This is a genomic window from Streptomyces sp. NPDC093260 (genome assembly GCF_040683715.1).
In the GTDB taxonomy this organism is placed as follows: Bacteria; Actinomycetota; Actinomycetes; order Streptomycetales; family Streptomycetaceae; genus Streptomyces; species Streptomyces sennicomposti.
In genome coordinates this window covers 218,611-231,133 of record NZ_JBFBEK010000004.1, presented here as the reverse complement: position 1 = coordinate 231,133, position 12,523 = coordinate 218,611, and the positions used below count along the sequence as shown (strand labels likewise).

Sequence of the window (12,523 nt, the reverse complement as noted above, 5' to 3'; positions counted from 1 at the left end):
ATTAACCCAATAGCGGACCAACGGCTGACGGTACTCGGCCATCCGTCCTACGCCCGCACGCACCGGTCCGCCGCGGCCCGGGCACCCGCGCCGGCCCGCACCGCTGCGATCCCTCGCCGCCCTCACCCGTGGAACGCCCCAGGGCGCGCCTCACCCGTGGAACGCCCCCGGGTGGGTCTGCTCGCGCACCGACACGTACTGCTGGCGCACCGCCTGGCCCACCGCCAGCTCCTCGCCCGGTTCGAGGATTTGCGCGGCCGCGCCCTGCCACAGCGGCGGAGTACGCGGGTCGAGGACGCCCTGCGAGACGCCGAGCGCCCAGGCGGCCTGCCGGGCGGCGCCGATGGCCGCGTAGTCCGCGGGCTGCGGCACCACGACCTGCGCGCCGAACAGCGCGGGCGCCGCCGCCTGCACGGCGGGCAGTTCGGCGGCCGGTCCGAGCAGGAACACCCGCCGCACCTCCACGCCCCGCCCGCGCAGCACGTCCAGCGCGTCCACGAGCCCGCACAGCATGCCCTCGAACGCGGCCCGCGCCAGGTGCTCCGGCTTCATCGACTCGCGCCGCAGCCCCGCGAGCGTGCCCGCGGTGTGCGGCAGGGCGGGGGTCCGCTCGCCCTCCAGGTACGGCAGCAGCACCAGCCCGTGCGCGCCCGGCGTCGACTTCATCGCCAGGTCGGACAGCGACTCCAGGTCGGGCAGGCCGAGCAGTTCGGCGGTCCCGCGCAGGGCCCGTACGGCGTTCAGCGTGGTGACCACCGGCAGATGCATGCCGGTCGCGTCGGCGAGCGAGGTGATCATGCCGGCCCGGTCGACCAGCGCCTCGGGGTGCACGGCCATCACCGAACCGGAGGCCCCGAGCGAGACCACCACGTCGCCGAGTCCGAGCCCGAGCCCGAAGGCGGCAGCCATGGTCTCCCCGGTGCCCGCCGAGATCAGCAGCCCCTCCGGGGTCGTGCCGGCCGCCTCGGCGGGGCCGATCACCTCCGGCAGGACGGCCTGCTGGCCGAGCGCCAGCTCCACCAGATCGGGGCGGTAGGCGCCGGTGGCCGCCGACCAGTAGCCGGTGCCGGAGGCGCCACCGCGGTCGGTGGTCCGCCGGGCCGGCCGCCCCAGCAGCTGCCACACCAGCCAGTCGTGCGCCTGGAGCAGTACGGCGGTGCGCCGGGCCGCGTCGGGCTCGTTCTTCGCCAGCCAGCGCAGCTTCGTCACCGGCTGCGCGGCCTGCGGCACGAGTCCCACCGCCTGCGCCCACGCCTCCCGGCCGCCGAGCGCGTCGATCAGATCGGCCGCGGCGATCTGCGCCCGCCGGTCGCCGCCGACCAGCGCGGGCCGCACCGTGGCGCCCTGGGCGTCCAGCGGGACCAGCGCGTTCTGCTGGGCCGACACGCCGATGGCCTGCACGCCCTCCAGCAGCCCGCCGCCCGCGGCCTCCCCGAGTGAGAGCAGCCAGGCCTGCGGATCGACGTCGGCAGGGCGGCCGCCCCCCTCGGGGCTCTCCACCGGATGCGGCGCGTAACCCTGCCGGAGCACGGCGCCCGTGTCCGTGTCGCAGACCACGATGCGAGTGAAATCAGGTGAACTGTCCAACCCGGCGACTATCCCCATGGCCGAAATTCTGCCGCACCGCGACCCCTGCTCGGGTCACGGATCGCCAGGCGGGCGCTTTCCCGCGGGTGCGCGACGGGCGCGGTCCGCGTCCGGGGCGCTCCGCCGGACGCCACGGGCGCCCCGCAGCGGCCTCGGGCCGTCCCGGCCGCAGCGCGGACGGCCCGGCCCGATCAGGTGTTGCTGGTGCCCCAGTCGTCCGGGCCGCTGCCGTTGCCGTGGCCGCGCAGCGAGCGCACCCGCTGCGCCACGGACTCCGGCACGTGGTCGCCGACCTTGTCGCTGACCACGTGGTACGCCTTGTCCGCGAACTGGCGGCCCTGCTGCGCCGCCGTCTCGGCGGTGTTGCGCACCGCCGGGTTCTGCGCGACCTGCCGTGCGGAGTTCCGGAGCTGCTCGTAGCGCTCACGTCCCGCCTTCGTGCCCAGTACGTACCCCACGGCGAGCCCTGCGATGAACACGAGCCGGTACCGCATGGTTGGCCACCCTTCTTCTGCCTCGAGTCGGAGCCGGGGGAACCGATTGGCAAAGCACCCCCCTGCTTGCGCTAATGTATGTGTCGCAGCGAGCGCGCGCCCCCTGGCGAATACCCAGGCAGACGCGTTCGATGCAACGAGGCATTCCTCCGTAGCTCAATTGGCAGAGCAGCCGGCTGTTAACCGGCAGGTTACTGGTTCGAGTCCAGTCGGGGGAGCTCGGTCCTCCGTAGCTCAATTGGCAGAGCAGCCGGCTGTTAACCGGCAGGTTACTGGTTCGAGTCCAGTCGGGGGAGCATGTGAACGAGGACCCTCCGGGGTCCTTTTTCATGTCCGGTGTCGTGACCCGGGGAACCGCGCGGTCCGTGGCGGAGTCCTCAAGGTCATGAAGGGCCGCGGCAAGCCGACCATGACGAAGCAGGAGATCGTATGAGCGGCTATGCTGCGGCAGACGGCGCGCACACATGTACGCGACGCGCCGAACGGGGCGGTAGCTCAGCCGGTTAGAGCAGCGGACTCATAATCCGTCGGCCGTGGGTTCGAGTCCCACCCGCCCCACCTCGCAGTGCAGGCGCAGAATCGATCTGACCTGTCCGTACGCGGCCGCGGTGGTCGCCACGCCGAAGCGGCGGCCACCGCTCACCCAGTTGGCCGGTTCCTTCCCTCACAACCCTCCCGTACGGCTCAGACGGCACCGCCTCTTCCCGTACCGGTTCGGGTACCGCCGTCTCTCGGCGCACGGCTTCAGCGTCGGCGGTCGTCGTCCGCGGGGTCGGAGGTCTCCGGCAGGTCGTCGCGGTCGCCCTCCGCCTGGGAAGGGGTCGGGTAGGGGGTGTCGGGCGGCTCCGCGCCGCGCCGGGTGTCGTTGTCGTCCCGTTCGCCCTCGGCCTGGGACGGGGTGTGCTCTCTCATCGTGCTGCTCCTGCGACGTACGGACACGGGCGGGCTGGTCGCTCGTCCGGCAGGCCGAGTACCCCCGGACCGGGGAACACCACAGTCACCCTCCGGCCGTCCGCTACCCGCGCCCGCTCCCGTCGTCGCCGCCGTCGCCGTCCGGTGCCGGGGCCGTCGTGCGGGCGATCGCCGTGCGCAGGGCCTCGCGCAGGGCGGGCGGCGGCGCGGGGGCGTCGGGCCGGGCGCCCTCGACCACCCAGGCGGCGACCGTGCGGAGCTTGGTGTTGGACCGCTGCGAGGCCTCCCGGAGGATGTCCCAGGCCTGCCGCGGGGTGCAGGCGTGGGCGGCCATCAGGATGCCGCGCGCCTGGTCGATCACCGGACGGGAGGCGATCGCCTGGCGCAGCTGGGCCACCTCCTGCTGCAACTGCCCCAGCCGTTCCGCCCGTTCCACGGCCACCGCCGAGGCCGCCCGGGTCGTCGGGACCGGAGGCCCGGGGACCACCGGGTTCAGCGGATCCGTGGTGTCCAGGCCGGCCAGCTCCAGGATGCGCTGCGGCTGTCCCGTCCAGCCGGTGGCCGTCACCGGGACCAGTCGGCCGCGACCGTACCCGTCGAGGACGTTCAGCAGTTCCAGCCCCGCGGTGTCCATGAAGGTCACCAGGGCCAGGTCCAGATCGACGCGGGTCGTCCCCTCGGGCAGTCCGGCCAGCGCCTTCGCCAGCGTCCGGGCGCAGCCGTGCACCAGCTCGCCGCGCGGGCGCAGCACCGCCCGGCCGTCCGGGAAGGTGCGGACGTCGAGGGTCAGGGCGCCGGCGAGTGTCGTCAGCCGTCGGGCGAGCGGTGGGAGAGGTGGTGGTGCCGCTGAGGTCATGTTCCCGCCTTGTCCGTCCCCGACAGTCCGCGCGCGTCTCGTGACATCGCGTTCCCCGCCGCCGCCAGGACGCGGCCGCCCTGTCCCGTACGGCCCGTACGGTCGACCGGTGCCGCTGGGGCGGCCGACGCGGGGCGCGGGCCGGGCGCGGTCCGCGGTTTCCCGGCGCTGCCGAACTGCGCCTGCCCGCTCACCGGCGGTGTACACCTGGACGCCGGGCCACGGGGCGTACTGCGCCCCGCGTCCGTGAGCGACAGGGGACGGTGGGGACATGCCGAACCGGAGGGGTACCTTCGCCCGCGCGTCCGCTGTCACGAGCCGTCGCCGCCCGTGCCCGGCGCGCTGTCCTTCCCCTTCACCGCGCAGGCCCGTCCCGGACCCGGCACGCGGCCACGGCGGAGGGCGCGCGGCTCGGCCTGGACCGGCGGCCGCTGGAGTACCTGGCCCTGGCCGACCGCCGAGCTGACCACCGACAGCGTGGTCCACGGCGGCGGTTCGGGGGAGCTGCGGGTGTGGGCCGAGGACGGGCGCGTGCCGTGCGAGGTGCGGGACGGGGGCGCATGGACGATCCGCGGGCCGGGCGCAGACCGGCCGCCCGCGACCAGCGCGGCGGCCGCGGCCTGCTGATGGTGGACCCTGATCGCCGACCTGGTCCGCGTGCACACCGGCCCGTACGGCACCGCGGTCCGCGCCTGGCCGCCCCGTTGACCTCCGCCGGCCGGGACCGGCCAAGCCCCTGCCGGCCGGTCCGCCTGAGCCCCTGCCGGCCGGACCGGCGGGGATCTCAGCGCTCGGTCTTGTCGGGCGTGCGCCGTCGGGTCTTGTCGGGCGTGTGCGGTCCGGTCCTGTCGAGAGCGTGCCGTCCGGTGCCGTCGGGCCCGTGCCGCTCGGTCCGGTCGGGCCCCCGTCGTCCGGTCGCGTCCGGCGTGCGCCGTCCGCTCCTGTCGGACGTGTGCCGCCCATCCCGTCGGGCCTGCACCGCCCGGTCCCGTGAAGACCCGCCGCAGCGGCCCTAGTACGCCCCCAGCGGGTCCAGCACCAGGGGTTCGATGCGGCCCTCCAGCATCTCGCCGAGGCCCTGGACCGCGCACACGTCGGGGCGTTCGGCGATGTGCACGGGCATGCCCGTGGCCTTGCGGACCATCTGGTCCAGGCCCGGCAGCAGGGCGGAGCCGCCGACCATTGTGAGGCCGCGTTCGACGAGATCGGCGACCAGGTCGGGCGGGCACTCGCGCAGCACCTTGCCGATCCCGTCCAGCACCGCGGTCAGCGGCGTCTGGATGGCCTCCCGTACGGCGGCCGTGTCCACCCGGACCGACCGGGCCAGCCCGGTGGCCACGTCACGCCCGTGGATCTCGGTGGTCGCCGGGCCCTGCGGGGTGAGTCCGGTGCCGTGCAGGGCCAGTTGGAGGGGGCGTACGGACTGGCTCGGCAGCATCAACGCGTGCTCGTGGCGCAGGTACTGGACGATCGCGTTGTCGACCGCCTCGCCGCCCACCGGGACGCGTTCGGCGGTGACGATCGAGCCGAGAGAGAGCACGGCGACCTGGGTCGCGGCGGCCCCGCACACCATGATCATGGTGGCTTCGGCGCGCTCGACGGGCAGCCCGCAGCCGACGGCGGCGGCGATGAGCGTGTCCACCAGCTCCACCCGCCGGGCGCCCAGCCCGACCAGCGTCTCTATGGTGGCCCGCTGCGCCAGCGGGTCGGCGTCGTGCGGGGTGCAGGCCGCCGCCCGCAGCCGGGCCTTGCGGCGCAGCGAGCGCCGCATCCGGTCGCCGAGCAGATGCCGCAGCATGCGCTGCGCCATCTCGATGTCGATGACCGTGCCGCCGGAGACCGGGCGGACCACGCGGATGTAGTCGGGGGTGCGGCCGGTCATCCGCTCGGCGAACTCGCCGACGGCGATCAGCGCGCCGGTGCGGGTGTTCACGGCGGCGACCGAGGGCTGGTCGACGACCAGGCCCACGCCCTTGACGTACACCCGGGTGCGGGCCGCGCCCAGATCGACGGCGAAGTGACAGCGGCGCAACTGCTCCAGGCTGGCGGTCATGGCAGTTCCTCCCGAGAGCGCGGACCGAGACGGCCGCCGCTCGGCGGCCTCCTTGAAATCGTGCGGGGGCCGGGGAGCGGGCGCCCGTTCAAGAGGGCCGGGCGGGGGGCCGCGAGATGGGTGCATTGTGCGGTCATGGGCCTGGTAAGCGCCGGATAAGCGGCTATCGCACGCCTTGGGCCTGGCGGGAACACGCCACGGCAGGCATCCGCCACCTCTCGTCAACTCCCTTGCGGCACAAGTCTCCTGACACTCTTCGCAGCGCTCGACCCAGCACCCGACGGCACAGGCAGCACTCGACGAAGAGAGGCACGGATGAGCAGAGGACCAGGCGGACGGAGAGCGACCCTCCTCCTGTCGGCCGGGCTCGTGATCGCCCTGCTGCCGGCGGGGCAGGCAGCCGCCCGGCAGACCACCGGCGCCGCCCCCACGGCGAAGCCCCCCACGACCGCCCCCGCGACCACCTCCGCGGCCGCCCCCGCCGCCACCCCCCGCACCGTCACCCTCGTCACCGGCGACAAGGTCACCGTCACCGACCTCGCCGACGGGAAGAAGACCGTCACCGTCCAGCGCCCCGCCGGGGCCACCGGAGCCGTCCGCACCCAGGTGTCAGACGGCACGATCAGCGTCGTGCCGGACGAGGCGGTGCCGTATCTGCGGGCCGGCCGCCTGGACCGGCGGCTGTTCGACGTCAGCGCGCTGCTGCGCCAGGGCCTGGACGACTCGCGCACCGGCGAACTGCCGCTGATCGTCACCTACGGCAAGAGCGCCCGCGTCGCCACTCCGCCCGGAACCGAGCGCACCCGCGCTCTGGCCAGCGTGCACGGGGCCGCCGTGGCCGCGGCCAAGGGGCGGGTTTTCTGGCGGGACTTCACCCGGCGCGGCACGGCGCGGGGCCTCGCGGCGGACGGCGTCGACAAGGTGTGGCTGGACGCGCGCGTCACCGCCGACCTCGCCGAGTCCAACGCGCAGATCGGCACGGCGAAGGCGTGGCAGGCCGGGCTCACCGGCAGGGGCGTCACCGTCGCCGTCCTCGACACCGGCGTCGACGCGACCCACCCCGACCTGGCCGGGCGGATCAAGCAGTCCAAGAGCTTCATCGAGGGCGAGGAGGTCGCCGACCGCAACGGTCACGGCACCCACACCGCCTCCACCGTGGGCGGCAGCGGAGCCGCCTCCGACGGCGCGGAGAAGGGCGTCGCACCGGACGCCGACCTCGTCGTCGGCAAGGTGCTCGACGACCGGGGCACCGGCAGCGAGTCGCAGATCATCGCGGGCATGGAGTGGGCCGTGCGGGACGCGCACGCGCGGATCGTCTCCATGAGCCTCGGCTCCGACGAGCCCAGCGACGGCGCCGACCCGATGGCCCAGGCCGTCGACACCCTCTCGGCACAGACCGGCGCGCTGTTCGTGGTGGCCGCCGGCAACACCGGCGCGCCCTCCTCCATCGGCTCGCCGGGCGCCGCCGACGCCGCCCTGACCGTCGGCGCGGTGGACTCCGCCGACCAGGCCGCCTACTTCACCAGCGCCGGGCCCCGCTCGGGCGACCACGCCCTCAAGCCGGACCTCGCGGCCCCCGGCGTGGACATCCTCGCCGCCCGCTCCCAGCTCACCGAGGGCAGCGGCTACTACACCACGATGAGCGGCACCTCCATGGCGACGCCGCACGTCGCCGGGGCCGCCGCCCTGCTCGCCCAGGAGCACCCGGACTGGAGCGGCGCCCGGCTCAAGGACGCGCTGATGTCCACCTCCAGGCAACTCGACGCCTCCGCCTACACGTTGGGCGCGGGCCGGGTGAGTGTGCCGGACGCCGTGACCGCGACGGTCACTGCCACCGGCAGCGCCGACCTCGGCTTCCACGCCTGGCCGTACTCCTCGGACCGGCCGGTCACCCGTACCCTCACCTACACCAACACCTCCGACCAGAGGGTCGAGTTGGCCCTCGCCGTCCAGGGCGCCCCGGAGGGCGTGGCCACTCTCGCCGACACCGCGCTCACCGTCCCCGCGCACGGCACCGCCACCACCACGGTCACCGGCGACGCCGCCAAGGCCCCGGTGGGCGGGACCAGCGGGCAGATCGTGGCCTCGGTGGCCGGCACAACCGTCGCGCACACCGTCTTCGCCCTGGTCAAGGAGGAGGAGCGCTACACGCTCACCGTCCACGTCAAGGACCGCTCCGGGGCCGCGACCGCCGCCGACCTCGCGGTGCAGCGCCTCGCCGAGGGCGTCGACCCGGCTCCCGCGCACGTCGGCGACACCGGCACGCTCCAGCTCCGCCTGCCGCCGGGCACGTACAGCCTGACCTCCTTCCTCGACGTGCCCGGCAGCCATGGCCGCGACTCGCTCGGCCTCGGCTTCCTCGCCGCACCCGAGGTCACCCTCGACCGCGACCGCGAGGTCACCCTCGACGGGCGCGCGCTGCGCGAGATACGCGCCGACGTCGGCCGCCGCGCCGAGACCCGGCAACTGCTGATGGAGTACGACCGCAGCGGCGGCGGCTCCGACCTGTTCGGCGCGGTGCAGGTCCCGTTGACGTACGACAGCGTCTTCGCCGCGCCCACCGGACGTGTCGCACAGGGCGGCTTCGAGTACCGGACCGTGTGGCGGCTCGGCAAGCCGCTGCTGGACGTCAAGGGCGTCGGCGAGGCGGTGGTCCAGTCCGGCGGCACGCTCACCGACGGCCGCAGCAGGCTCCCGCTGGTGGACGTCGGCGACGGCGATCTCACCGGGAGGAACGTGCGCGGCAAGGCGGTTCTCGCCCGTCTCGCCGACGGCGCCGAACCGACCGCCCTCGCCCAGGCCGCGCAAGCGGCGGGCGTGAAGGCGCTGTTCGTCACCGACGACGCACCCGGCCGGCTCGGCGCCTGGTGGGGCGCCGACGACGGCAGCGACCGCCCCTTCCCGATCGCCTCGGTCAACGCCGCCGACGCCGCCCGGCTGCGCGCGTCAGGGCGCGTCGACATGACGGCCACCCGCAACACCCCGTACGTCTACGACCTGTCCGAGGGCCACGCCGGACAGATACCCGACCGCGACCTGACGTTCCGGCCCGGCGAGCGGCAACTCGCGCGGATCGGCGTCGGGTTCCACGCCGCGCAGCCCGCGTCCGGCGGCGAGTTCCGCTACTCGGTCACCGACGTGTTCCCCGTCGGCATCGGCTTCCAGGAGCGGATCGACTACCCGGCCCGGCGCACCGACTACGTCTCCACCGGTCCCGGCCAGCGCTGGCACGAGTCGGTGTCGGTCGGCGACGGCACCCTGGAGGAGCGCAGCGGCCTGGTCCGCTACACCGGCGGATCACACCCCACGCTGAACTGGTTCAAGCCGGTCTGGCACCCGTGGCTCGGCACCGGCCTCGGCTGGGGACAGCAACGGGCGGGCGGCGCGCTCCGGTTCAACGCGCCCGGCTGGGGCGACTCCGGAGACGACCACACCGGATTCGGCGACGTGTACAGCGCGGACAGCGGGATGTCCCAGACCACGGAGGTGTTCGTGGACGGCACGTCGGCCGACCGGAACCCCGATTCGACGGCGTACGTGTGGGACGCGCCCGCCGACGCGCACACCTACAAGCTGGTCACGGACACCGCGCTCGACGCCGCCCGCTGGCCGCTCGCCACCCGCGGGCACGCCGAGTGGACGTTCCGGTCGGCGGCCACCCCCGACGACCACTGGACCGCGCTGCCCCTGATCAACCTCGCCCTCGACCTCGACACCGACCTCACGGGCGCCGTCAGGGCCGCAAGCCGGGTGCCGGTGGGGCTGCGCGCCGCGTATGTGGCGGGCGCGCCGGGTGCCGGGACGATCCGGGACGGGCGCCTGGAGGTGTCGTACGACGCCGGCGCGACCTGGCAGACGGTGCGGCTCACCGGCGGGCACGCCGACTGGCGGGGCACGCTCACCGTGCCCCGCGGCGCCGCCTCCGTCTCGCTGCGGGCGAGCGCGCGCGACGACAAGGGCGGCTCGGTGCGGCAGGAGATCGTCGGGGCCGCGGGCGTGAGGTAGCCCGGGGAGCGGGAACACGCGGACGGCGCCGCCTCCCTGGGACGGGGAGACGGCGCCGCCGTGCGTGCGGGTGGACGTCAGACCAGCCAGCCGATGAAGTGGACGAGGCCGGCGAGGACGTCGGTGATGAGGTTCATGATCGTGCTTCTCCTTGCGGTGAACATGTGGGACACGCGCTCGACTACCGTCTGCAGCCGGTCTCCTGCGCACTGTGAGTATGTGTCGGCACCAACTGTTCAGGTGGTCGTATGAACGACGATCACCTGTTCCAGCGAACACCTGCTCCCCTGTTCGATCACCGTGAGGCAGGCCCGGTCCGCTCACCCCTGCGGCAGCGCCCGCTTCATGATCTTCCCCATGTCGTTCCGGGGCAGCGCGTCGAGGAACCGGACGACGCGGGGGCGCTTGTGCGGGGCCAGCCGCCGGGCCACATGATCGGCCAACTCCCGCTCCCCGGGCGGCGACTGCGGGTCTCCCGGGACGATCCAGGCGACGATCCGCTCCCCGAGGTCGGCGTCCGGCTCCCCGGTGACGGCCGCCTCCCGCACCCCCGGATGTTCGAGCAGCGCGTTCTCGATCTCGCCGGCGCCGATCTTGTAACCGCCGCTCTTGATGAGATCGGTGGCCTTGCGGCCGACGATGCGCACATAGCCGTCGGCCTCGCGCACCGCCATGTCCCCGGTGCGGAAGAAGCCGTCGGCGGTGAAGGCGGCGGCCGTCGCGTCGGGACGGTTGAGGTACTCGGTGAACAGGTTCGGGCCGCGTACCTGGATCTCGCCGACCGCCTCCCCGTCCCACGCCGTGATCGGCGTGCCGTCCTCCTCCACCAGCCGCAGCTCCACGCCCGGCAGCGGCACCCCGACCGTCCCCGCCCGTGCCTCGCCGTCGGCGCGCACGCTGGTGTTCATGAGCGTCTCCGTCATGCCGTACCGCTCGATCACGCGGCGGCCCGTGGCGGCCGTGATCCGCTCGTGGTCGTGCACGGGCAGCGCCGCCGAGCCGGAGACCAGCAGCCGGGCCCCGGCCAGCGCCTTGGCCAGCTCCGGGTCGCCGGGCAGCGCCTCCGCGATCCGGTGGTACATGGTCGGCACGCCGAACAGCATCGTCGCGCCGCCGCTCAGTTCCGCCGTCACGCCCTCGGTGCTGAACCGGCCCAGATGCCGCACCGACCCGCCGCGCCGCAGCGGCCCGAGGACGCCCAGCACCAGCCCGTGCACGTGGAACAGCGGCAGCCCGTGCGTCAGCACGTCCTCGGCCGTCCACCGCCAGGCGTCGGCGAGCGCGTCCAGGGTGGTGGCCAGGGCGCGGCGCGGCAGGACGGCGCCCTTGGGCGGGCCGGTGGTGCCGGAGGTGTAGACGATCAGGGCCGGGTCGCCGTCCTCGGCGTCGGCGTCGGGCACCTCCTCGCGCGCCTCGACGTCCACGTCGATCCGCGTCAAGCCCGCCAGCGCCGCCGGCAGTTCGTCTCCGGGCGCGGCCAGCACCAGGGAGGGCGCGCTGTCGCCGAGGATGTGCGCCAGCTCCTTCTCCCCGGACTTGGGGTTGAGCGGCACGGCGGCGGCCCCGGCCAGCAGCACGCCCACCACCGAGACCGCCGTCTCCAGCTCCGGCGTCGCCCACACGGCGACCCGGCCTTCCCCGCGCACCCGCGCGCCCACGGCCCCGGCCGCCCCGGCGAGCTGGGCGTACGTCAACGAGCGGGGGCCGAAACGCAGCGCGGGGCGCTCGTCCGGTGCGTCCGTGAGGGCCGGAAAGAGGGAGGACACGCGGCGGCTCCTTGTGGCTCGGGGGGTTCCGGGACGACACCCCCGTTCCTACCCCACGAGCGGCGCCCGGCGCCGCCGCCGGGTGCGTCGCGCCGGTCACTTTCGCGTACGGCCGGTGACCTTCGCGTGCGGTCGGCCACTTCGGCGTGCGGCCGGTGACCTTCGCGTGCGGTCGGCCACTTCGGCGTGCGGCCGGTGACCTTCGCGTGCGGCCGGTCGTGGGGCGGCGCCTTCCCCGCCCGCTACGCGTCCGCCGTCCGCGTCCGCTGGAGCAGCCCCCAGGTGAACTCCGCGACGACCTCGTGCCGTACGCCCTCGGCGTCGGGGGCCGTGAAGGCCAGCCCCCAGCGGGTGGGCGCGGTGCCCTCCAGGGGGCGGGCCGGGGCGAAGGCGCGGGCCGCCTCGTCCACCGTGCAGGACCAGGGGGCCAGGTCGTCCAGGGTGCGCAGGGCGGGCGGTTCGGCGCCCGGGGCGCGGACCAGCCACTCGTTCCAGACCTGGCCGTTCGGCCCGACCAGCACCTCGAAGCGCAGCTCCGGCCAGAGCGGCAGGGGCCACTGCCGGGCCTCGCAGTCCAGGTCGCCGATGCGGCGCGCAGCGGTCGACTCGGGCGGCCCGAGGACCGAGCGGTAGCGGGAGGCGGCCGAGCGCGACCCGGGGGAGCGGACCATCGCCTGCCAGCGCTTGTTGGCCTCCCGCATGTCCGTGAGCGAGACGCCCAGTTCCCGGCGGGCGTCCGCCACCAGCTCCGGATTGTGGTCGGCCATCCGGCGCAGCAGCACCAGCTGGAGGTCGAGCGGGGTGAACGGGGTGAACGACGCGGGCATGAGCCCATCGTCCCGCACCCGCG

General features: G+C 74.7%; 8 protein-coding genes, 3 tRNA genes and 1 pseudogene. 5 read left to right on the top strand and 7 right to left on the bottom strand.

Going from position 1 to position 12,523, the window contains the following annotated elements; translation table 11 throughout:
- Nucleotides 1-150 precede the first annotated feature (150 nt).
- Nucleotides 151-1,605 (bottom strand): FGGY family carbohydrate kinase, encoded by a 1,455-nt coding sequence (locus tag AB0N63_RS07165; protein WP_365525262.1) that lies wholly within the window; start codon nt 1,603-1,605, stop codon nt 151-153.
- Nucleotides 1,606-1,778: 173 nt separating this feature from the next.
- Nucleotides 1,779-2,081: a hypothetical protein gene (locus tag AB0N63_RS07160; protein WP_009188461.1), complete on the bottom strand. Its 303-nt coding sequence runs from the start codon at nt 2,079-2,081 to the stop codon at nt 1,779-1,781.
- A 145-nt stretch (nt 2,082-2,226) separates the two neighbouring features.
- Here AB0N63_RS07160 and AB0N63_RS07155 point away from each other — a divergent pair.
- The 3 genes from AB0N63_RS07155 (at nt 2,227) to AB0N63_RS07145 (ending at nt 2,639) form a co-directional block, all read left to right on the top strand.
- Nucleotides 2,227-2,299, top strand: a tRNA-Asn gene (locus AB0N63_RS07155).
- 5 nt (nt 2,300-2,304) lie between these two features.
- Nucleotides 2,305-2,377 (top strand) — tRNA-Asn (locus AB0N63_RS07150).
- A gap of 188 nt (nt 2,378-2,565) precedes the next feature.
- A tRNA-Ile gene (locus AB0N63_RS07145) sits at nt 2,566-2,639 on the top strand.
- A gap of 186 nt (nt 2,640-2,825) precedes the next feature.
- Here AB0N63_RS07145 and AB0N63_RS07140 read toward each other — a convergent pair.
- Nucleotides 2,826-2,993 carry a hypothetical protein gene (locus AB0N63_RS07140; protein ID WP_365525260.1) on the bottom strand — a complete coding sequence of 56 codons (168 nt, stop codon included), beginning with the start codon at nt 2,991-2,993 and terminating at the stop codon, nt 2,826-2,828.
- Nucleotides 2,994-3,096: 103 nt separating this feature from the next.
- Nucleotides 3,097-3,849, bottom strand: coding sequence for an ANTAR domain-containing protein (locus tag AB0N63_RS07135; protein ID WP_365525257.1), 753 nt, complete (start codon nt 3,847-3,849; stop codon nt 3,097-3,099).
- Nucleotides 3,850-4,155: 306 nt separating this feature from the next.
- Between AB0N63_RS07135 and AB0N63_RS07130 the strand changes: the two are divergent.
- A pseudogene (locus AB0N63_RS07130) lies at nt 4,156-4,557 on the top strand (ATP-binding protein); the annotation flags it as partial.
- A gap of 304 nt (nt 4,558-4,861) precedes the next feature.
- On the opposite strand, the gene AB0N63_RS07125 reads toward AB0N63_RS07130, so the two are convergent.
- Nucleotides 4,862-5,902 (bottom strand): rod shape-determining protein, encoded by a 1,041-nt coding sequence (locus tag AB0N63_RS07125; protein ID WP_365525255.1) that lies wholly within the window; start codon nt 5,900-5,902, stop codon nt 4,862-4,864.
- Between the two features lie 315 nt (nt 5,903-6,217).
- On the opposite strand from AB0N63_RS07125, the gene AB0N63_RS07120 reads away from it, so the two are divergent.
- Complete coding sequence (locus AB0N63_RS07120) at nt 6,218-9,907, top strand: S8 family serine peptidase (RefSeq protein WP_365525252.1); 3,690 nt, start codon at nt 6,218-6,220, stop codon at nt 9,905-9,907.
- A gap of 320 nt (nt 9,908-10,227) precedes the next feature.
- On the opposite strand, the gene AB0N63_RS07115 is transcribed toward AB0N63_RS07120, so the two are convergent.
- Together AB0N63_RS07115 and AB0N63_RS07110 are read right to left on the bottom strand one after the other, a co-directional pair.
- On the bottom strand, nt 10,228-11,673 hold the full coding sequence (locus tag AB0N63_RS07115) for an acyl-CoA synthetase (protein ID WP_365525249.1): 1,446 nt from the start codon (nt 11,671-11,673) through the stop codon (nt 10,228-10,230).
- A gap of 242 nt (nt 11,674-11,915) precedes the next feature.
- Nucleotides 11,916-12,500 (bottom strand): hypothetical protein, encoded by a 585-nt coding sequence (locus AB0N63_RS07110; protein WP_365525246.1) that lies wholly within the window; start codon nt 12,498-12,500, stop codon nt 11,916-11,918.
- Nucleotides 12,501-12,523: the final 23 nt, after the last annotated feature.